Origin of the sequence: Nonomuraea sp. NPDC049646 (genome assembly GCF_044465525.1) — a bacterium.
Classification (GTDB): Bacteria; Actinomycetota; Actinomycetes; order Streptosporangiales; family Streptosporangiaceae; genus Nonomuraea.
Genome location: NZ_JBITLU010000001.1, coordinates 150,242 through 169,679, shown reverse-complemented (window position 1 = coordinate 169,679; position 19,438 = coordinate 150,242). Strand labels below are relative to the sequence as shown.

16 protein-coding genes are annotated in these 19,438 nt (G+C 72.8%); 11 read left to right on the top strand and 5 right to left on the bottom strand.

Features of this window, described 5'->3' with window-relative positions:
- Nucleotide 1 precedes the first annotated feature (1 nt).
- The 3 genes from ACIBQ8_RS00780 to ACIBQ8_RS00770 are packed head-to-tail and all read left to right on the top strand — an operon-like array spanning nucleotide 2 to nucleotide 3,410.
- Complete coding sequence (locus ACIBQ8_RS00780; RefSeq protein WP_397167895.1) at nucleotides 2-1,786, top strand: glycoside hydrolase family 13 protein; 1,785 nt, start codon at nucleotides 2-4, stop codon at nucleotides 1,784-1,786.
- 58 nt (nucleotides 1,787-1,844) lie between these two features.
- Nucleotides 1,845-3,095 (top strand): right-handed parallel beta-helix repeat-containing protein, encoded by a 1,251-nt coding sequence (locus ACIBQ8_RS00775; RefSeq protein WP_397190606.1) that lies wholly within the window; start codon nucleotides 1,845-1,847, stop codon nucleotides 3,093-3,095.
- An 18-nt stretch (nucleotides 3,096-3,113) separates the two neighbouring features.
- Nucleotides 3,114-3,410: a hypothetical protein gene (locus ACIBQ8_RS00770; RefSeq protein WP_397190605.1), complete on the top strand. Its 297-nt coding sequence runs from the start codon at nucleotides 3,114-3,116 to the stop codon at nucleotides 3,408-3,410.
- A gap of 3 nt (nucleotides 3,411-3,413) precedes the next feature.
- On the opposite strand, the gene ACIBQ8_RS00765 is transcribed toward ACIBQ8_RS00770, so the two are convergent.
- A complete protein-coding gene (locus ACIBQ8_RS00765) occupies nucleotides 3,414-4,574 on the bottom strand; it encodes a thiolase family protein (RefSeq protein WP_397190604.1) in 1,161 nt (386 codons plus the stop codon).
- Nucleotides 4,575-4,644: 70 nt separating this feature from the next.
- The gene (locus ACIBQ8_RS00760) at nucleotides 4,645-5,202 is read right to left on the bottom strand and encodes a TetR/AcrR family transcriptional regulator (protein WP_397167889.1); all 558 of its coding nucleotides are present in this window, start codon (nucleotides 5,200-5,202) and stop codon (nucleotides 4,645-4,647) included.
- A gap of 54 nt (nucleotides 5,203-5,256) precedes the next feature.
- Between ACIBQ8_RS00760 and ACIBQ8_RS00755 the strand changes: the two genes are divergently transcribed.
- The 3 genes from ACIBQ8_RS00755 (at nucleotide 5,257) to ACIBQ8_RS00745 (ending at nucleotide 10,458) form a co-directional block, all read left to right on the top strand.
- On the top strand, nucleotides 5,257-8,394 hold the full coding sequence (locus ACIBQ8_RS00755; protein ID WP_397190603.1) for a bifunctional cytochrome P450/NADPH--P450 reductase: 3,138 nt from the start codon (nucleotides 5,257-5,259) through the stop codon (nucleotides 8,392-8,394).
- Nucleotides 8,395-8,613: 219 nt separating this feature from the next.
- Nucleotides 8,614-9,249 carry an ACT domain-containing protein gene (locus ACIBQ8_RS00750; protein ID WP_397190602.1) on the top strand — a complete coding sequence of 212 codons (636 nt, stop codon included), beginning with the start codon at nucleotides 8,614-8,616 and terminating at the stop codon, nucleotides 9,247-9,249.
- Nucleotides 9,250-9,294: 45 nt separating this feature from the next.
- Nucleotides 9,295-10,458: an acyl-CoA dehydrogenase family protein gene (locus ACIBQ8_RS00745; RefSeq protein ID WP_397190601.1), complete on the top strand. Its 1,164-nt coding sequence runs from the start codon at nucleotides 9,295-9,297 to the stop codon at nucleotides 10,456-10,458.
- Here ACIBQ8_RS00745 and ACIBQ8_RS00740 read toward each other — a convergent pair whose 3' ends face one another.
- The gene (locus tag ACIBQ8_RS00740) at nucleotides 10,459-10,815 is read right to left on the bottom strand and encodes an ArsR/SmtB family transcription factor (protein ID WP_397167882.1); all 357 of its coding nucleotides are present in this window, start codon (nucleotides 10,813-10,815) and stop codon (nucleotides 10,459-10,461) included.
- A 51-nt stretch (nucleotides 10,816-10,866) separates the two neighbouring features.
- On the opposite strand from ACIBQ8_RS00740, the gene ACIBQ8_RS00735 reads away from it, so the two are divergent.
- The 3 genes from ACIBQ8_RS00735 to ACIBQ8_RS00725 all read left to right on the top strand — a co-directional run bounded on the left by ACIBQ8_RS00735 (nucleotide 10,867) and on the right by ACIBQ8_RS00725 (nucleotide 14,607).
- Nucleotides 10,867-11,964 carry a cation diffusion facilitator family transporter gene (locus ACIBQ8_RS00735; RefSeq protein WP_397190600.1) on the top strand — a complete coding sequence of 366 codons (1,098 nt, stop codon included), beginning with the start codon at nucleotides 10,867-10,869 and terminating at the stop codon, nucleotides 11,962-11,964.
- Between the two features lie 24 nt (nucleotides 11,965-11,988).
- A complete protein-coding gene (locus ACIBQ8_RS00730) occupies nucleotides 11,989-13,242 on the top strand; it encodes an acyltransferase family protein (RefSeq protein WP_397190599.1) in 1,254 nt (417 codons plus the stop codon).
- Between the two features lie 186 nt (nucleotides 13,243-13,428).
- Complete coding sequence (locus ACIBQ8_RS00725; protein ID WP_397190598.1) at nucleotides 13,429-14,607, top strand: hypothetical protein; 1,179 nt, start codon at nucleotides 13,429-13,431, stop codon at nucleotides 14,605-14,607.
- Here the strand turns inward: ACIBQ8_RS00725 and ACIBQ8_RS00720 are convergent.
- Both ACIBQ8_RS00720 and ACIBQ8_RS00715 read right to left on the bottom strand, forming a co-directional pair.
- On the bottom strand, nucleotides 14,604-15,227 hold the full coding sequence (locus ACIBQ8_RS00720; RefSeq protein ID WP_397167877.1) for an FMN-dependent NADH-azoreductase: 624 nt from the start codon (nucleotides 15,225-15,227) through the stop codon (nucleotides 14,604-14,606). The two genes, ACIBQ8_RS00725 and ACIBQ8_RS00720, sit on opposite strands and share 4 nt — an antisense overlap.
- A gap of 179 nt (nucleotides 15,228-15,406) precedes the next feature.
- Nucleotides 15,407-16,690 (bottom strand): ABC transporter ATP-binding protein, encoded by a 1,284-nt coding sequence (locus tag ACIBQ8_RS00715; RefSeq protein ID WP_397167876.1) that lies wholly within the window; start codon nucleotides 16,688-16,690, stop codon nucleotides 15,407-15,409.
- A 231-nt stretch (nucleotides 16,691-16,921) separates the two neighbouring features.
- Here ACIBQ8_RS00715 and ACIBQ8_RS00710 point away from each other — a divergent pair, with 231 nt between their 5' ends.
- Both ACIBQ8_RS00710 and ACIBQ8_RS00705 read left to right on the top strand, forming a co-directional pair.
- Nucleotides 16,922-18,391, top strand: coding sequence for a glycoside hydrolase family 13 protein (locus ACIBQ8_RS00710; protein WP_397190597.1), 1,470 nt, complete (start codon nucleotides 16,922-16,924; stop codon nucleotides 18,389-18,391).
- Nucleotides 18,388-19,413: a LacI family DNA-binding transcriptional regulator gene (locus tag ACIBQ8_RS00705; RefSeq protein ID WP_397190596.1), complete on the top strand. Its 1,026-nt coding sequence runs from the start codon at nucleotides 18,388-18,390 to the stop codon at nucleotides 19,411-19,413. The genes ACIBQ8_RS00710 and ACIBQ8_RS00705 overlap by 4 nt, the downstream gene beginning before the upstream one ends.
- Nucleotides 19,414-19,438: the final 25 nt, after the last annotated feature.

Sequence of the window (19,438 nt, the reverse complement as noted above, 5' to 3'; positions counted from 1 at the left end):
ATTGCGCCATGTCGGCGAGCCGCACCACGACGGCTCAGCTCTGTACGTCTCCAGCCGGGAACCGGCGCTCGGCTCGCGGGTGACCCTCTGGCTGCGCGCCCCGCGCGCCGCCGGGATCACCGGGGTGCACGTGCGCACCGTCTGCGACGGCGAGCCCCGCTACGCCGAGGCCCGCGTCGACGACTCCAGGACGGGCACGCCGGTCGCCGGCTACGGCGCGGACGACGTGTGGTGGCAGGCGGAGATCACCGCCGTCAACCCGGTCACCCCGTACCGCTTCCTGCTGCACACCCGCCGCGGCCGGCTCTGGCTGACCGCGGCCGGCCCGGTCGCCCACGACGTGACCGACGCGGGCGACTTCCGCCTGGTCTGCCACCAGGCGCCGCCCTCGTGGATGGCGGACGCGATCGTCTACCAGATCTTCCCCGACCGCTTCGACCGCTCCGGCCCGATGCCGGACCTGCCCGACTGGGCGCTGCCGCGCGACTGGGACCGCGACCCGGTGATCCCCAGCGGCCCCGGCGTCGCCCAGCAGTTCTACGGCGGCGACCTCGACGGCATCACCCGCCGCCTGGACCACATCCAGGGGCTCGGCGCCGACACCGTCTACCTGACGCCGATCTTCCCGGCCCGCTCCAACCACCGCTACGACGCCGCGAGCTTCGAGCACGTCGACCCGCTGCTCGGCGGCGACGAGGCCCTGCACCGGCTGTCCGGCGCGCTGCACGCCCGCGGCATGCGCCTGCTCGGCGACATCACCACCAACCACTGCGGCGACGCCCACGAATGGTTCACCGCCGCCGTCTCCGACGTCAACGCCCTCGAACGGGAGATGTTCTACTTCGACCCCGACACCGGCGACTACGAGTCGTGGTGGGGCGTCAAGTCGCTGCCCAAGCTCAACTGGGGCAGCGAGCTGGTGCGCTCCAGCATGCGCGCGGTGCTGAAGAAGTGGCTCGGCCCCCTGGACGGCTGGCGCGTGGACGTCGCCAACATGACCGCCAGGCTCGGCGCCGACGACCGCAACCACGAGGTCGCCGCCATGCTGCGCCGGCAGCTCGGCCCCGAGGCCGCCTTCATCGCCGAGCACAACCACGACGCCTCGCTCGACCTCGACCGCGACGGCTGGCACGGCACCATGAACTACGGCGGCTTCACCCGTCCGGTCTGGGCCTGGCTGCGCGGTCCCGACCTGGATCTGCCGCACTTCCTCGGCGTGCCGGGCGGCGTGCCCGAGCGCGACGGCACGGACACCCTGGCCACGTTCAGGGCCTTCGCCTCGCACATGTCCTGGCGCTCGCTCACGCACTCCTGGCAGCTCCTGGACTCCCACGACTCGCCGCGCATCCGCACGGTGACCGGCTCGCGCGAACGCCACCTGCTGGCCCTCGGCCTGCAGGCCACGCTGCCCGGCACGCCCATGGTCTTCGCCGGCAGCGAGTTCGGCCTGACCGGGATCAACGGGGAGCACTCGCGCACCCCCATGCCCTGGAACCGGCCGCACGACCAGGACCTGGCGACCCTGTCGGCCTACCGCGAGCTGCTGGGGCTGCGTCGCGCGGAGCCCGCGCTCCGTCACGGAGGGTTGCGCTGGCTGCACTCCGACGCCGACTGCCTGGTCTTCGCGCGCGAGACGTTCGAGGAGTCGCTGCTGGTGGCCGTCCGCCGGGCGCCCGGCGCGGCGCTGCCCATCGGGGCGCAGGCCCAGGGCGTCCACAATGCCCAGGACGGAGACGTGATCCCGGGGGACGGTCCTTCGGTGAGTGTGTGGCGCATCACACGCTGATCACGCTACGGTATGGCCTGGCCCCGTACCGTCTCCAACTGGATAGTGGTGTGCCCGCATGAGGTTGCTCTCCGTAGCCGTCGCAGCTTCGCTTCTTACCGCCGTACCGACCGCCGCGGAAGCCAGGGCGGCCACCACCTACTACGTCGACTCCAGGGCCGGCGACGACTCAGCCGCCGGCACCAGCCCCGACAAGCCGTGGAAGTCGCTGGAGAAGGTCAGTGCCGCCGACCTCAAGCCGGGCGACGTCGTCAGCCTCAAGCGGGGCGGCAGCTTCACCGGCCCGCTCCGGCTCACCGCCAACGGCACCGCCGCCCGGCCCATCGTCGTCCGCTCGCACGGCACCGGCGCCCTGCCCCGCATCAGCGGCGAGGAGCGCGACTGCGTGGTCGTCAAGGGCGCCTACTGGCAGATCAGCGGCCTGCGCGCCACCGGCTGCCGGTTCGCCGGGTTCCAGCTCGGCGGCCACCACATCGAGCTGACCGGCGTCGCGGCCGACGGCAACGTCGCGGGCGTGTGGGTCACGCCGTCCGGCTCGCACAACACCGTCCGCGACAGCACGCTCACCGGCAACAACCGCATGAGCGTCGACGACGAGGGCGGCGACAACGACTCCGGCGCCTTCGGCGTGCTGCTCAACGGCGACGACAACCTGGTGACCCGCAACACCATCACCGGCAGCTACGCCAAGAGCCACGACTACGGCACCGACGGCGCCGCCGTCGAGATCTTCAACGGCGACCGCAACCGCATCACCCACAACACCGCGCGCGACAACGAGACCTTCACCGAGCTCGGCGCCCAGAAGGGCAAGACCGCCACCGGCAACGTCTTCGCCTTCAACGTCGTCACCTCCGCCCGCAGCCGCGGCTCCTTCCTCATCACCCGCGGCCCCGGCCACGTCGTGGGCCCGGTCAAGGGCACGATCGCCGTGCAGAACTCGGTCTACCTGCCGGCCAAGGACACCATCGGCTGGTCCTGCCACGACGGCTGCTCGCCCTCCATCCTCCGGCTGCGCAACAACGTGATCGCGGTCGGCGGCGAGGCGGGCTGGGCCGACGGCAAGGGCGTCGACGACGGCGGCAGCGTCTACTACGGCCGCAAGCTCACCTTCAAGCTGGGGCCGAAGTCGGTCAGGGCCGACCCGCTGTTCGTCTCCCGCACCGACCTGCGCCTGCGTCCAGGCTCCCCGGCGCTGGGCCGCGGCCTGCCGCTGTCGCCCACCTGGTACGGCGGCGCCGCCTTCGGCAAGGACATGCTGGGCCGTCCGCTGTCCGGGTCGCCCGACGCCGGGGCCTACCAGCGGTAGCGGTGTAACCTACGGGGCATGGTCCCGGATCTTCGCCTGCCGCTGGTCAAGCAGCTCGCCGAGGCCGACGTGCCCCACCGCTTCTGGCACACCGCCGACCCCGGCGGGCGCGTCTGGCTGTTCGAGAGCGTCGAGGGCGACGGCGAGCACTGGGCGATCAGGCAGATCGAGGTCGGCGCCGACCGCGTCGCCCACCGCTACTGGTGGGGCCGGCTCCAGGACGATCGCGGCTTCCTCACCGACCAGCCGCTGGAGATCTGGGAGCTGACCGAGATCACCCAGGCGGCGTTCGAGGCCGTCTGGGCCGCCGCCTGAGCCTCAGCCGGCGTTCTCCAGCACGAGCGCGTTGGCCAGGCCGCCCGCCTCGCACATGGTCTGCAGGGCGTAGCGGGCGCCGCGCGTGCGCATGGCGTGCACGAGCGTGGTGGTGAGGCGGGCGCCGCTGGCGCCGAGCGGATGGCCGAGGGCGATGGCGCCGCCGTTGACGTTGACCTTCGCCGGGTCGGCCCCCGTCTCCCGCAGCCAGGCCAGCACGACGGCGGCGAAGGCCTCGTTGACCTCGAACAGGTCGATGTCGGACAGCGCGAGCCCGGCGCGGCGCAGCACCTTCTCCGTGGCCGGGATCACGCCGGTGAGCATGAGCAGCGGGTCGGAGCCCGTGACGGCGAAGCTGTGCAGCCGGGCCAGCGGGCGCAGGCCGAGCCGCGCGGCGGTCTCGGAGCTGGTGATCAGGACGGCCGCCGCGCCGTCGTTGATCGGGCTGGCGTTGCCCGCGGTGACCGACCAGGTGATCTGCGGGAAGCGCGCGGCGTAGCCGGGGTCGGCGTAGGCGGGCCGCAGCCCGGCCAGGATCTCGGGCGTGGTGGCGGGCCGGATCGACTCGTCGCGGTCGAGGCCGGCGATCGGGGCGAGCTCGGCGCCGAAGTCGGCGGCGGCGGCCTTGGCGTGGGAGTCGGCGGCGAAGACGTCCATCTCCTCGCGGCTCAGCGACCACTTGGCGGCGATCAGCTCGGCGCTGATGCCCTGCGGGACCAGCCCCCCGGGGAAGCGCGCGGCCACCGAGGGCCCGAACGGGTCGGCGCCCGGCGGCACGTTCGACCACATGGGCACCCGGCTCATCGACTCCACGCCGCAGGCCACCACCAGGTCGTAGGCGCCGGACATGACGCCCTGCGCGGCGAAGTGCACGGCCTGCTGGGACGAGCCGCACTGCCGGTCGACCGTGACCGCGGGCACCGAGTCGGGCAGGCCGGCGGCCAGCCAGGCGTAGCGGGTGGTGTTCATGGCCTGCTCGCCGACCTGGTCGACGCAGCCGCCGATCACGTCGTCGACCAGCGACGGGTCCACGCCGCTGCGCTTGACCAGGGAGCGCAGGGCGTGGGCGAGCAGGTCGACGGGGTGCGTCCCGTGCAGCCCGCCGCCGGGCTTGCCCTTGCCGATCGGGGTGCGTACGGCTTGCACGATGACGGCGTCGCGCATCGCGGCCTCCTGTCCGTTGGAAATTCCAACTCACTCTAACGCGAGCGGGTTGGACTTTCCAACGCAGGCGTCACCGGGCGGCCAGGCCGTTGATGATCATGTGCAGGGCGACGTCGAAGCTGCGCTCGACCTCCTCCGGCTCGCCGCTCAGGTGCCCCCGCGTCTCGGCGAAGACGAACCCCGAGACGAACGCGTGCAGCACCTCGCTCGTCCGCCGCAGCTCCTCCTCGGGCACCCCGCTGGCGCGCAGGATGCGGTAGAGCGCCTGCCACAGCGGCAGCCGCCGGTCCTCGATGAACTCGGGGTGGTTGTGCAGGTAGGTCCACATGGCCGGATGCTGCCGGGCGTGCCGGTGGTAGGCCAGGGCCAGGGCGCGGAGCTGGTCCGGCCACGGCGTGCCGTCGTCGGGCGGCAGCGGCAGCCGGGCGCTGACCGTCTCGCAGATGCGGGCCAGCAACGCTTCCTTACTCGCGACGTGGTGGTAGACCGACATGGGGTTGACGTCCAGCTCGGCGGCCAGTTTCCGCATCGACAACCCCTCGACGCCGGCCTCGTCGATCAGGCGAAGCGCCGTGGAACAGATCTCGTCAAGACTCAGGGGAGCTCCCCTGCGCGCGCTCACTGCCATACAGCGTATGGTAGCGTCAGCCATACGGTGTATGGCTACCCGAAGGGAGCACTCATGAGGCGTATCCCCGCCCCGCAGGGCCTGCCGATCCTGGGCAACACGCTGCAGATCCCGGCCCACTCGCCGGTGGAGCACTTCGTCAAGGTCGCCGAGCGGTTCGAGGAGGGCATCTTCCGGCTGGAGGTCGCCGGCCGCACGATCGTGCTCGTCCACGACCCCGACCTGGTCGCGGAGGTGTGCGACGAGAGCAGGTTCGTCAAGCGCATCAAGCCGCCGCTGTCGATCGTGCGCGACTTCGGCGGCGACGGCCTGTTCACCGCCGAGCCGCACGAGCCGGTGTGGGGGCAGGCGCACCGCATCCTGCTGCCCGCCTTCAGCCAGCGCTCGATGAAGGCGTACTACCCGCAGATGCTGGAGGTCGCCGAGCAGCTCGTCGCCTCGTGGGCCGGCCGCCAGGGCCAGGACCTGCCCGTGGCCGACGACATGACCCGGCTCACGCTGGACACGATCTCGCTGACCGGCTTCGGCTTCCGGTTCGACTCCTTCGCCTCTCCCGAGCTGCACCCGTTCCTGAAGGCCATGGGCGGCGCGCTGACCGAGGCCATGCTGCGCAACCAGCAGCTCCCGTTCGTCACCAAGCTGAAGCGCGGCCACGAGGACGCCTACCGCCGCGACATCGAGACCATGCGCGCCCTGGTGGACGACGTGATCAGGCAGCGCCGCACAGAGCTGCCCGGAGCGGGCGCCGGCGACGCCAAGGACCTGCTCGGCCTCATGCTGGAGGCCGCCGACCCGCAGACCGGCGGCCGCCTGTCCGACGAGAACATCCGCAACCAGGTGCTCACCTTCCTCATCGCCGGGCACGAGACCACCAGCGGCCTGCTCTCCTTCGCCCTGTACAACCTGCTGCGCGACCCGCACACCCTGGCCAGGGCCTACGACGAGGTCGACCGCCTGCTGCCCGGCGACGAGCCGCCCGGCTACGAGACGATCATGAAGCTCGACGTCATCCCCCGCATCCTGGAGGAGACGCTGCGGATCTGGTCGCCGATCCCCGCCTTCACCGTCAGCGCCGTCGAGGCCACCACCATCGGCGGGTACGAGATCGAGGCCGACCAGAGCGTCGCCGTGCTGCTGCCGTCGCTGCACCGCAACCCCAAGGCGTGGGAGCGGCCGCAGGAGTTCGACATCGACCGCTGGCTGCCGGAGAACAAGAAGGCGCACCACCCGGCGGCCTACAAGCCGTTCGGCAACGGCGAGCGGGCCTGCATCGGCCGCCAGTTCGCGCTGACCGAGGCCCGGCTGGCCCTGGCCATGATCCTGCGCCGCTTCGCGGTCTCCGACCCCGAGGCCTACCGGATGCAGATCAAGCAGACGCTGACCATCAAGCCCGACGGCTTCACCCTGCGGGTGCGCGAGCGCCGCGCCCACGAGCGCACCGCCCCCGCCGCCGGCGTCCAGGCCGCCGAGGAGGGGGAGCGGCACGACCTCGCGGTCACCGGCGTGCCGCTCACCGTGGCCTACGGCTCCAACCTGGGCACCGCCGCCGACATCGCCGAGCGGCTGGCCGAGCGGGCCGGCCGGTCCGGCTTCGCCACCACCCTGACCACGCTGGACGAGCTGACGCCGCCGTCGGACGGCCTGCTCGTCGTGGTCGCCTCCTCCTACAACGGCAAGGCGCCCGACAACGCCCAGCGCTTCGACGCCCTGGAGGAGCTGCCCGACCTGTCGGGCGTGCGCCTGGCGGTGCTCGGCTGCGGCAACTCGCAGTGGCCGACGTACCAGGACTTCCCGCGCCGGGCCGCCGGGAAGCTGACCGCCGCCGGGGCGGTGCCGCTCGTCGAGCGCGGCGAGGCCGACGCCGACGGCGACTTCGACGGCGACGTCTCGGCCTGGACGGCCCGCCTGTGGGCGGCGCTGGCCGAGGAGTACAGCGCCCAGACGGACGCGGCCGGGCCGCGCTACGAGATGGAGGTGCTCGGCGAGAGCGAGGTCAGGCCGGCCGTCGTGTCGGAGCGGGCCGTGCCGATGACCGTCGTGTCCAACGAGGAGCTGACCGGCGACCCCGCCGGGCTGTGGGACTTCTCGGCCGAGGCCCCGAGGCCCGGCGTGCGCTCCATCGTGGCCCGCCTGCCCGAGGGCGTCACCTACACGGCGGGCGACCACGTCGCCGTCTTCGCCAAGAACGACCCCGAGCTGGTCGAGTGGGCCCTGCGCTGCCTGCGGGTGCCGCGCGAGCAGGTGGTGCGGCTGCGCGCCGCCGGCGCCACCCACCTGCCCGTGGACACGCCGGTGACGGCCGGCCTGCTGCTGACCGAGTTCGCCGAGCTGCAGGAGGTGGCCACCAGGGCCGACCTGGAGGCCCTGGCCGCGCACACCGGCTGCCCCTGGACGCGCGGCCAGCTCGCCGAGCTGACCGCCAACTACGCCGACGAGATCCTGGCCAAGCGGGTCTCGCCGCTGTCCCTGCTGGAGCGCTTCCCGGCCGTCGAACTGCCGCTGCCGGTGTTCCTGGAGATGGCCGGGCCGATCCGGCCGCGCTACTACTCGGTCTCCTCCTCGCCGCTGGCCGACCCCGGCCTGGTGCGGCTCACCGTCGGGCTGGTCGAGGGGCCCGCCTGGTCCGGCAGCGGCACCTACCAGGGCATGTGCTCGGCGTACCTGGCCGGGCTGCGGCCCGGTGAGGTGTTCTACGGGTACGTACGCGTGCCCGCGCCGCCGTTCCGGCTGCCCGCCGATCCGGCCACCCCGGTGATCCTGGTCGGCCCCGGCACGGGCTTCGCGCCGCTGCGCGGCTTCCTGGAGGAGCGGGCGCTGAGCGGGGCGGGCGGCCGGGCCGAGGTGTTCACCGGCTGCCGCCACCCCGACCACGACTGGCTGTACCGGGACGAGGTGACCGCCTGGGCCGCCCGCGAGGAGGTGACCGTGCACACCGCGTTCTCGGCCGTGGCCGGGCACCCGTACCGGTACGTCCAGGACGCCGTGGCCGATCACGCCGAGGAGGTGTGGGAGCTGCTGGAGCAGGGCGCGTACGTGTACGTCTGCGGCGACGGCCTGCGCATGGCCCCGGCGGTGCGCCAGGCGCTGCTGGACGTCCACCGGCGGCACACCGGCGAGGACGGCGAAGGCGGCGCGGCCTGGCTGGCCGCCCTGGAGGCGGACGGCCGCTACCAGCAGGACGTGTTCGCCTGATCCCAGCCTGAACCTCACGTGCGGGGATCGGTCTGCCTGATCCTTGAACGATCCTTGGTCGTTTTTGGGAAAACACCTGCTCAAACCGTCATCCCGGTTCGACAATCCGGACTTAGCGCCGGATCCTGGGATATAAGCGCAGCATGCGCGACATATCCGTGGAACGTACGCGAAACCTGTCCACGGCACTGTGAGAGCCTCTGGGAAAGGGGGCGGGCAATGCTGCTGCGACTGAGGGTGTCCCTGCCGGACCGGCCGGGCGGCCTTGGCCAGGTCGCGAAGGCGCTGGGGGCGCTCGGCGCCGACATCCTTCAGGTCACCGTGCTGGAACGGGAGACCGGCCGGGCGGTGGACGACTTCATCGTGTCCTGGCCGGGCCCGATCAGCGCGACGGAGGTGTGCGAGCGGCTGTCGGCGACGCCGGGCGTACGCGTCGAGGGCGTCTGGCCCACCCGCGACGTGCCCGGCTCGGCCCCCGACTACGACCTGCTCATGCACGTGGCGACGGAACCGGCCCGCGGGCTGGCCACGCTGGTGGACGCCCTGCCCGCGCTGTGCGGCGCCGAGTGGTCGGTCGCGGTCGAGGACGGAGCCGTGCGGCACGCCTCGATGGCCGCGCCGGAGGTGGTGAACCTGCCCGACCCGCCGCCGCGCGCGATCACCCTGGACTCGGCGGACCTGCGGCTGATGTTGCTGCCGTTCGTCCCGCAGGGCATGCACGTCGTCGTCGCCCGCGCCGGCGGGCCGGTCTTCCACCGGGCCGAGCTGGAACGCGCGGTCCGCATCGTGGACGTCGTCGCCAAGCTCGCCGCCCGCGCCCCCGGACGATTGACCGGCCAAACATCAGACGAATAACGTGAGCCTCGTCCGTCCCTCCCGGCGCGCGAAGGACCTGAGGCCATGGATTTCGAGCTGACCGACGAGCAGAAGGCCTTCCGCGAGACCCTGCGCGCCTTCGTGGAGAAGGAGATCCTGCCCGTGGCCACCGAGTGGGAGCACTCGGGCCGCTACCCCACCGAGATCGTCGAGAAGATGAAGCAGATGGGGCTGTTCGGGCTGACCGTCCCCGAGGAGTACGGCGGCCTCGGCGCCGACATGGTCTCTTTCGCGCTGGTCTTCGAGGAGATCGCGCGCGGCTGGATGGGCGTGGCCGGCACGATCGGCTCCCACTCGCTGGCCTGCTGGATGATCGCCAGACACGGCACCGACGAGCAGAAGCGCCTGCACCTCGCCGACCTGGCCGCGGGCGCCCGGCGTACGGCCATCGCGCTCACCGAGCCCGGCGCCGGCACCGACCTGCAGGGCATCCAGACCCGCGCGGTCCGCGACGGCGACCACTACGTGGTGACCGGCACCAAGACGTGGATCACCAACGCCCGCCACGCCGACCCGCTGCCCGTCCTGGTCAAGACCTCCGTCACCGAGCCGGCCCACAAGGGCATGTCGGTGCTGCTCGTCGATCCGGCCTCGCCCGGCTTCAGCGTCAGCCGCGACCTGCCCAAACTCGGCTACAAGGGCACCGAGACCTGCGAGGTCGTGCTCGACGAGGTGCGCGTGCCGGTCTCGGCGCTGCTCGGGGGCGTCGAGGGGCGCGGCATGCAGCAGGTGCTGGGCGGGCTGGAGATCGGCCGGGTCAACATCGCCGCCCGCGCGGTCGGCGTCGCGCAGGCGGCCTACGACGCCGCCCTGGAGTACGCGCGCGGGCGCACCGCGTTCGGGCAGCCCATCGCCGACTTCCAGGCCGTCCAGCTCAAGCTCGCCGACCTGGCCACCGAGATCCAGGCCGCGCGGCTGCTCACGTACTGGGCCGCCGCCAGGGCCGACGGCGGCGAGCGGGTGGACATGGAGGCGGGCATGGCCAAGTACTTCGCCTCCGAGGTGGCGCTGAAGGCGTCGCTGGAGGCGATGCGCATCCACGGCGGCTACGGCTACTCCCAGGAGTTCGTGGTCGAACGGCTCTACCGCGACGCGCCGCTGATGGCGATCGGCGAGGGCACCAACGACGTGCAGCGCCTGGTGATCGCCCGCGCCCTCGTCTCCGGCAAGGGCCGGGTGGGCTGGTAGCTAGTCGTGCCGGGGCAGCCCCGAGACCTCGTGGTCGGCATGGGACAGCGCCTCGGCGATGAGCGCCCGCACGTGCCCGTCGCGGGCGCGGTAGAGCACGCGGCGGCCGTCCCTGCGGGTGTCCACCAGGCCGGCCAGGCGGAGCTTGGCCAGGTGCTGCGACACCGACGGGCGCGCCGCGCCGACCGCCTCGGCCAGGGAGTTCACGTCCAGCTCGCGGGCCGACAACTGCCACATCAGCCGGAGCCGGGTGGCGTCGCCGAGCATGCGGAAGGCGTCCACGGCGGCGTTGACCTGGGCGGGAGTGGGTTGCTCCTGCGCATGGTCCGCACCTGAGACGTTGTCGCGTGCGTACATGACTACATATCCTGGTCGGAGCGGACGAGAAGCGCAAGTGAAGGGGTGCTCATGTCTGACTCCGATACCCATCCGCACGGCCACGGGCATGGCAGGCATGGTCACGGCCACGGGCTTGGTCACGGCCACGGGCACGGGCGCGGGGCGGGGGAGCGGCGGGGGGTCAGGGCGCTGGCCGCCAAGGCCGCGCACGTGTTAACGCCGCACAGCCACGACAGCGCCGCCAGGACCGACAGCGCCCTGGAGTCCAGCAGCCGGGGCATGCGCGTGCTGGCCGTGTCCTTCGCGGTCCTCATGCTCACCGCCGTGGTCCAGGCCGTGATCGTCGTCGCGTCGGGGTCGGTCGCGCTGCTCGGCGACACCCTGCACAACCTGGCCGACGCGCTGACCGCCGTCCCGCTGGCCATCGCGTTCTCGCTGGGCCGCCGCGCCGCCACCCGCCGCTTCACCTACGGCTACGGCAGGGCCGAGGACCTCGCGGGCATCGTCATCGTGGTGCTCATCGCCGCCTCGGCCGCGCTCGCCGGGTACGAGGCCGTCCGGCGGCTCGTCGAGCCCCAGGACGTGCGGGCGCTCGGCTGGGTCGCCGCCGCCGCGCTGGCCGGGTTCGTCGGCAACGAGTGGGTGGCGCGCTACCGCATCACCGTGGGCCGCCAGATCGGCTCGGCCGCGCTCGTGGCCGACGGCCTGCACGCCAGGACCGACGGCTTCACCTCCCTGGCCGTGCTCCTCGGCGCGGGCGGCGCGGCGCTCGGGTTCCCGATCGCCGATCCGGTGGTGGGCCTGCTGATCACGGTCGCCATCTGCTTCGTCCTGCGCGACGCCGCCCGCGAGATCTACCACCGCCTCATGGACGCCGTCGACCCCGCCCTGGTGGACGAGGCCGAACGCATCCTGGCCGGCGTCCCCGGCGTCGAGCGCGTCGGCTCGGTGCGCCTGCGCTGGCTCGGCCACGCCCTACACGCCGAGGTCGAGATCCTGGTCGACCACGCCATGTCGGTCGTCGACGCCCACGCCGTGGCGGTCGAGGCCGAGCACCGCCTCATCCACGACCTGCCGCGCCTGCGCGCCGCCACCGTCCACACCGACCCCTGCGGCCCCGACGGAGCCGACCACCACGCGTCCCTGGCGACCCACCGCATCACCTAGCCCGCTGCGGGTAAGTTGGGGCGGGTGCCGACCGCCGCGACCCCCCACCCGACCACGCCGGGCGCGCCGTCCAGGCTCGCCTGGCTCGACGCCCTGCGCGGCATCGGCGCGCTCGCGGTGGTCGCCGAGCACCTGCTGCCGTGGTTCCTGCCCGCGCTGCGCCCCTACTGGTTCAGCCTCGGTGTCTACGGGATCCTGGTGTTCTTCCTGGTCAGCGGGTACATCATCCCGACCTCGCTGGAACGCCACGGCGACGTGCGGGCCTTCTGGGCCAGCCGCGCCTTCCGCCTCTACCCGCTCTACCTGGCCGTGATCGCGCTGGTGCTGGCCGCGTCCTGGTGGGTGCCGGTGCGCGAGGGCGTGCCGCGCGACGGCAGCGCGGTGGCGGCCCACGCGACCATGCTGCTCGACGTCGTGAGCGTGGGCGGGGTGGCCGACACGATGTGGACGCTGTCGTACGAGATGGTGTTCTACCTGCTGGTCACGGCGCTGTTCCTGATCGGGGCGCACGAGCGCAGCGGGCTGGCGTCCGTCCTGTTCGCCGGGGCGTCCGTGGCGGTGGGGCTGGTGGTGTCGGGGGCGGTCCTGCGGGGCGGCTGGCCGGCGTACGTGTCGTGCGCGGTGTTCGCCGCCGGGCTCGCCTGCGTGGTCGGCGGCTGGTTCCGCAGGACGGCGGCGTGCGTGCTCGGGCTGATGGCGCTGGCGTTGCTGCTGCTGAGCAGCCGGGTGCCGTGGCTGGGCGCGGCCGTGGTCGCGGTCATGTTCGCGGGCACGGCGATCCACCGGTGGGAGCGCGGGCGCGGCGGCCTGTGGCCGGTCGCGGTGACCGCGGCGCTGGTCGCCGTGGCTCCGGTGTGGGCGATCGAGAGCGGCTGGTGGTGGGTCGAGGCCGACGTGTGGCTGACCACGATCGCGCTGGCGGCGGCCACCTTCGCGGGCGCGATGGCGCTGCGCGGGCGGCGGCTGCCCGCCGCGCTCACCTGGCTCGGGCTGATCAGCTACTCGCTCTACCTGGTGCACCATCCGCTGCTGAAGTACTTCGTGGAGATCACCGGCGACCTGCGGCGGGCGCCGCTGCCGTACCAGCTCGCGATGGCCGGGCTGGCCCTGGCGCTGGTCCTGGCCGTCAGCGCGCTCTCCTACCGTTACGTCGAGCGCCCGATGCAGGCGCTGGGCCGGCGGGTCTCCCGGCGGTCCGCCGCCGCGCCGCGCGTGATCCCCGTCACGGGCGCCTCGGCCGCGGGCGGCCAGGGCGACGGCCCGGGGCACACCGCATAGGCCGGCACGATCCGGTCGCCGGGCTCGTGCCGCCGGCGACCGGCGGGCAAGATGGTGTGCGGGTCATCGGCGCGGCCCCGGCGGGCCGTCGCGCGGCCTCCCCGGGCCTCTCGCCGGATCCGGGGCCGGTCAGGGCACGTGCCGGGGCCCCCGCGGCCGCCGGCGGGTGGGGAAGGGGCCGAGGTCATGCCGGGTTCGCTGGTGCTCATGGGATCGGGGGAGACGAGCCCGACCATGGTCGAGGTCCACCGGGCGGTGGCCCGCGGGCTGCGCGCGGGGGCCCGTGCCGTGCTGCTCGACACGCCCTACGCCTTCCAGGAGAACGCCGCCGACATCTCCGCCCGCGCCCGCCGCTACTTCGCCCGCAGCGTCGGGCTGGAGGTCGAGGCGGCCACCGCCGTCGCGGGCGCGGACTGGGTGTTCTCCGGGCCGGGCAGCCCCACGTACGCGCTCGACCGGTGGGCCGCCTCCGGCGTGGCCGGCGACCTGCGGGCCCGGGTGCGCTCCCGGCAGGGGGTGACCGTGCTGGCCTCGGCCGCCGCCTGCACCGCCGGTCTGGCCACCGTGCCCGTCTACGAGATCTACAAGGTGGGCGCCGAGCCTCACTGGCGCGAGGGCATCGGCCTGCTGGAGCCGCTGGGGCTGCGGGCCGTGCTGATCCCGCACTTCGACAACGCCGAGGGCGGCACCCACGACACCCGCTACTGCTACCTGGGCGAGCGGCGGCTGTCGCGCATGGAGCGGGAGCTGCCGCCGGAGACCGCCGTCCTGGGGCTCGACGAGCACACGGCGCTGATCATCGACCTGGAGTCGGAGGCGGTGGAGGTGGCCGGGCGCGGCGGCCTGACCGTACGGCGTCCGGGGGCGGTGACCGTGCTGCCGGCGGGGACCCGTACGAACCTGGCCGCCGTCCGCGACCTGGCGGCGGGCGCCACGTCCGCGACGGTCCCGCCGCCCCGGCCCGCCCGCGCCGCCGCGGCGCCCGCCGTCCCGCTGGAGGAGACGATGCGCTCCTGCGAGCGGCTGTTCACGGACGCGGTCGGCAAGCCGGACCTGGTGGCGGCGGCGCGGCTCGTGCTCGACCTGGAGGCGGAGATCGTCACGTGGGCGGCCGACACCGAGGAGGACGCCGGCGGGGTCGACCAGGCCCGCGAGCTGATGCGGCTGCTGATCGCCCGGCTGGGCGAGGCCGCCGCGACCGCCGGCCTGCGCGCCCTGGTCGAACCCCTGCTCGACCTGCGCGCGCGGCTGCGGGGGGAGGGGCGGTACGAGGTCGCGGACGCGCTGCGCGCGGCGATGGCGCGCGGCGGCGTGACCGTGGAGGACACCCCGGCCGGTCCGCGCTGGAGTGCGGCGGCGGTCTAGAAGGTCCTGGCGACGCGGCGGGCCTGCTCGTCGGCCTGCTTGCGCTCGGCGTCGTAGGAGCCGGTGAGCGTGGGGTGGTGGCGGATCTCCCGCACGTCGGCGATGCCCGTCCAGCGCAGCCAGTCGCCGAAGAACGTGGACTGGTGGTCGGCGCCGAACTCCGGGCCGAGCCGCGGCCCCCACACCGCGCTGGTGTAGACGACGGCCGCCCGCTTGCCGGTCAGCAGCGCGCGGTAGCCCGTCTCAGGGTGCACGTCGAAGATCATCGCGGGCTGGCTGACCACGTCGATGAACTGCTTGAGCTTGTACGGCACGCCCGCGTTCCACATCGGCACGCTGAACAGGTAGCGGTCGTAGGAGTCAAAGCGCTCGAACGTCCTGACCGCCGCGGCCCAGGCCGCGGCCTCCTCGCCTGTCGGGGTGCCGCCGCCGAACACCGTCATCTTGGCGCGGGCGGCGGCGGGGCCGAACTCGGGCAGGGTGCCGTCCCAGAGGTCGAAGCGGTCCACGGTGTGGGCCGGGTGGGTGGCGAGGTACTCCTGGACGAACGTCTCGGCGATGGCGGCGGAGATCGACTCCGTGCCGCGCGGGGAGGCGGAGATGTGCAGCAACCTGGACATGGCGGACACCTTTCTGGACTGCGGTCCGTTTAGTGTCGCCAACGATACGGACCGGGGTCCGGTTGGTCAAGGCGCGGCGGTGCCAGGGCATGGCGAAAGCCGGACCCGCGCTGCACGTCGGGTGCGGCGCCGGTCCGGCGGGGCGTCAGAGGCTTTCGAGGCCGGAAGCGCGTCGGGCGTCAGCGGCGCGGCGGGTCGATGCGGGCGCCGTCCAGGGTGAAGATCATGAGGCGGGACAGGTCCACCGCGACCTTCGCCGCGTCCCCGGCCCGCCACATCGGCCGGTTCCCCAGCCGGACGATCAGGTCGGAGCGGCGGTGGAAGCCGCTGCCCACGTTCTGGCCGACCTGCTCCTGCTCCTCGTGCTCCGGCGCGCGCTGCGAGAACAGCCGCCGCACCATCCCGGTCAGCCCGCCCGCGCCGGCGCGCTCGCCATTGAGACGGGCGCGCGGGTCCGGCGGCTCGGGCACCGGCACCGCCGGCATGCCGCACTCCAGGTACGCCAGCCACTCGTGCCCGTGGTACTCCAGCGCCCGCACCCGCCCGTAGAACGACGGCCCGTCGTAGGACTCCGGCACCGGCGCCAGCCCGTCGGGACGCATGCCGACCAGCACCTGCCCGCCCGTGTGCTGCGAGATCGCGTACGCCCTGGGATCGCTCCAGGGCATCGTGAGCCGGTGCGGGCCGAAGTCGAGCATGACGTACTGGTTCTGCGGCGTCCTGACACCGGCCGCCAGCAGGTTCAACTGCTGGGAGTTGAGGAAGGCCGCCACGAACGCCGTCGCTGGATCGTTGTAAATCTGGGCCGGAGTGCCGACGTCCTGCAGGACGCCGCGATTCAGGATCGCGATCCGGTCGGCCAGGGTGAGCGCCTCGACCTGGTCGTGCGTGACGTAGATCGTGGTGACCCCGAGCGACCTGACCAGCGCGGAGATCTCCATCCGCAGTTCGGTGCGCATGCCGGCGTCGAGGTTCGACAGCGGCTCGTCCATGAGGAACAGCTTCGGCTGCCGGACGATCGCCCGGCCCATCGCCACGCGCTGCCGCTGGCCGCCCGACAGGGTGCCGGGGCGGCGGTCGAGCGTCTCGTCGATGTGCAGCGCCTTCGACAGCTCGGTGACGCGGTCGCGCACCATCGCGGGGTCCGACTTGGCGATCTCCAGGGGGAAGGCGATGTTCCCGCGCACGGTCCGGTGCGGGTAGAGGGCGCCGTTCTGGAACACCATGGCCACGTCGCGGTCGCGCGGCGGCAGGTGGTTGGCGAGCTGGCCGTCCAGCCAGAGGTCGCCTTCCGTGATCTCCTCCAGGCCGGCGATCATCCGCAACAGCGTGGACTTGCCGCAACCGGAAGGCCCGAGGAGGACGAGGAACTCGCCATCCTCGGCCTGCAGGCTCAGCCGGTCGACTGCCAGGTAGTCGCCCGGATACACCTTGGTCACTTTGTCGAGAACGACCGAGCTCATGGGCCCACACCTTGCGCGCGTGTCACCTGTGACGAGGCTGATTGAAGAGGTAGTACATCGCGCCTTAACGCTGGATGTCCACCCTTGACATAAAGAATCTCATCCGCAGAGGTTTCGGCCAGGGGTTTTAGGCGGCCGTATACCCATAAATCCGGATACGAGGTGCATGGAAGGGCTTGCGTAAACTTGCGGCAAGGGCTTTCATGGTGCGGGAAACCCGGGGGGAGATCCATGAACATGTGGTGGCGTGACGCCGTGATCTACCAGGTCTACGTGCGCAGTTTCGCCGACGGCAACGGCGACGGCGTCGGCGACCTGATCGGCGTGCGCGATCGCCTGCCGTACCTGGTCGAGCTGGGGGTGGACGCCGTCTGGCTGACGCCCTTCTACACCTCGCCGATGGCCGACTTCGGCTACGACGTGGCCGACTACCGGGACGTCGACCCGCTGTTCGGCTCCCTGGCCGACGCCAAGGCGCTCATCGACGAGGCCCACGGCCACGGCCTGCGCGTCATCGTGGACGTCGTGCCGAACCACACGTCGTCGGCGCACGCCTGGTTCCAGGCCGCGCTGCGCGGCGAGCGACGCGATCGGTACATCTTCCGCGACCAGCCCAACGACTGGGAGTCCATCTTCGGCGGCCCGGCCTGGACGCAGGTCGAGGACGGCCAGTGGTACCTGCACCTGTTCGACCCCGCCCAGCCCGACCTCAACTGGGACGACGACGAGGTGCGCGGCGAGTTCGAGTCGATCCTGCGCTTCTGGCTTGACCTGGGCGTGGACGGCTTCCGCGTGGACGTGGCGCACGGCATGGTCAAACCGGCCGGCCTGCCCGACATCGGCCACGCGAACCAGACCAGGATGATCGGCCGCGAGCCGGTGCCGTACTTCGACAACGACGGCGTGCACGAGATCCACCGGTCCTGGCGGCGGGTGCTCGACTCCTACCCCGGCGAGCGCATCGGCGTCGCCGAGGCGTGGGCGCCCACCGCCGAGCGCCTGGCCATGTACGTCCGGCCCGACGAGCTCCACCAGGCCTTCAACTTCCACTACCTGTTCACCCCGTGGGACGCCGCCGAGCTGCGCGCGGTGATCGACTCCTCGCTCGCCACGGCCGGCTCCGTGGGCGCGCCCACCACCTGGGTGTTGTCGAACCACGACGTCAAGCGGCACGTCACCCGCTACGGCAGCCTGGCCAGAGCCCGCGCCGCCGCGCTGCTGACCCTCGCGCTGCCCGGCTCGGCCTACGTCTACCAGGGCGAGGAGCTCGGCCTGCCCGAGGTGCTCGACCTGCCGGACGAGGTGTGCCAGGACCCGCAGCGGCTGCGCGACCCCGACAGCGGGCGGGACGGCTGCCGCGTCCCGCTGCCGTGGACCCGCGAGCTCGGCTGGCGCGACCCGTGGCTGCCGATCCCGGCCGACTGGGCGGACCTCAGCGTCCAGGCCCAGGACGGCGTCACGGGATCCACCCTGGAGCTCTACCGCGCCGCGCTGCGCCTGCGCCGCTCCCTGGACGGCGACCTGGTCTGGCACGACTCGCCCGACGGCACGCTGGTCTTCTCCCGCGGCGACGTGCTGTGCACCGTCAACCTGACCGGCGCGCCCGTCGACTTCGGCGTCGAGGGAGAGCTGCTGCTGGCCTCCGATGTCCCCGGAGCAGCCGATTCGGCCGCCTGGTGGAAAGTAAAGTGTGTTCCATGAACGGTCACGCTCGCCTAGCCGACATCGCCGCCCAGGCCGGGGTGAGTGAGGCCACGGTCAGCCGGGTGCTCAACGGCAAGCCCGGCGTCTCCGCAGGCACCCGGCAGGCGGTGATGACGGCCCTCGACCTGATGGGCTACGAGCGGCCGCCCCGCCTGCGGCAGCGCAGCAACGGGCTCATCGGGCTCGTCACGCCCGAATTGGACAACCCGATCTTCCCGGCGTTCGCGCAGGCCATCGAGAAGGCGCTGACCCAGCACGGCTACACGCCCGTGCTGTGCACCCAGCTGCCCGGCGGCGCCCCCGAGGACGAGTTCACCGAGCTGCTGGTCGACCGCGGTGTCAGCGGCATCGTGTTCGTCTCCGGCCTGCACGCCGACACCACCGCCCGGATGGACCGCTACACCCGCCTGATCGACCGCGGCCTGCCGATCGTGCTGGTCGACGGCTACAGCGAGCACATCGACGCCCCCTTCATCTCGCCCGACGACCGCCTCGCGGCGCGGCTGGCCGTCCAGCACCTGGTCGACCTCGGCCACGAACGCGTCGGGCTCGCGCTCGGGCCGCGCCGGTTCGTCCCGGTGATCAGGAAGATCGAGGGCTACAAGCAGGCGATGGCCCACCTGCTCGGCGCCACCGACGTCGACGACCTGATCTCCCACTCGCTGTTCTCGGTCGAGGGCGGGCAGGCCGCCGCCGCGCAGCTGCTGGCCCGCGGCTGCACCGGGATCGTGTGCGCGAGCGACCTGATGGCGCTCGGGGCGATCCGCGCCTGCCGGCAGAAGGGGCTGGCGGTGCCGGGCGACGTGTCGGTGGTCGGGTTCGACGACTCGCCGCTGATCGCGTTCACCGACCCGCCGCTCACCACCGTGCGCAAGCCGATCGGCGCGATGGCCTCGGCCGCCGTGCAGACGCTGCTGGAGGAGGTCGGCGGCGCGCCGACCAAGCACGTCGAGCTGATCTTCCAGCCGGAGCTGGTCGTGCGCGGCTCCACCGGTTCCGGTCCGCTGGTCAACCGCTGATCCCCTGACGCTCCCTGTGAAAGGC

What these genes read in the sequence shown, in the direction of transcription:
- ACIBQ8_RS00775 (WP_397190606.1), top strand. Translation starts at nt 1,845, where the DNA reads ATGAGGTTGCTCTCCGTAGCCGTCGCAGCTTCGCTTCTTACCGCCGTA.
- ACIBQ8_RS00770 (WP_397190605.1), top strand. Translation starts at nt 3,114, where the DNA reads ATGGTCCCGGATCTTCGCCTGCCGCTGGTCAAGCAGCTCGCCGAGGCC.
- ACIBQ8_RS00765 (WP_397190604.1), bottom strand. Translation starts at nt 4,574, where the DNA reads ATGCGCGACGCCGTCATCGTGCAAGCCGTACGCACCCCGATCGGCAAG.
- ACIBQ8_RS00760 (WP_397167889.1), bottom strand. Translation starts at nt 5,202, where the DNA reads ATGGCAGTGAGCGCGCGCAGGGGAGCTCCCCTGAGTCTTGACGAGATC.
- ACIBQ8_RS00755 (WP_397190603.1), top strand. Translation starts at nt 5,257, where the DNA reads ATGAGGCGTATCCCCGCCCCGCAGGGCCTGCCGATCCTGGGCAACACG.
- ACIBQ8_RS00750 (WP_397190602.1), top strand. Translation starts at nt 8,614, where the DNA reads ATGCTGCTGCGACTGAGGGTGTCCCTGCCGGACCGGCCGGGCGGCCTT.
- ACIBQ8_RS00745 (WP_397190601.1), top strand. Translation starts at nt 9,295, where the DNA reads ATGGATTTCGAGCTGACCGACGAGCAGAAGGCCTTCCGCGAGACCCTG.
- ACIBQ8_RS00740 (WP_397167882.1), bottom strand. Translation starts at nt 10,815, where the DNA reads ATGTACGCACGCGACAACGTCTCAGGTGCGGACCATGCGCAGGAGCAA.
- ACIBQ8_RS00735 (WP_397190600.1), top strand. Translation starts at nt 10,867, where the DNA reads ATGTCTGACTCCGATACCCATCCGCACGGCCACGGGCATGGCAGGCAT.
- ACIBQ8_RS00725 (WP_397190598.1), top strand. Translation starts at nt 13,429, where the DNA reads ATGCCGGGTTCGCTGGTGCTCATGGGATCGGGGGAGACGAGCCCGACC.
- ACIBQ8_RS00720 (WP_397167877.1), bottom strand. Translation starts at nt 15,227, where the DNA reads ATGTCCAGGTTGCTGCACATCTCCGCCTCCCCGCGCGGCACGGAGTCG.
- ACIBQ8_RS00715 (WP_397167876.1), bottom strand. Translation starts at nt 16,690, where the DNA reads ATGAGCTCGGTCGTTCTCGACAAAGTGACCAAGGTGTATCCGGGCGAC.
- ACIBQ8_RS00710 (WP_397190597.1), top strand. Translation starts at nt 16,922, where the DNA reads ATGAACATGTGGTGGCGTGACGCCGTGATCTACCAGGTCTACGTGCGC.
- ACIBQ8_RS00705 (WP_397190596.1), top strand. Translation starts at nt 18,388, where the DNA reads ATGAACGGTCACGCTCGCCTAGCCGACATCGCCGCCCAGGCCGGGGTG.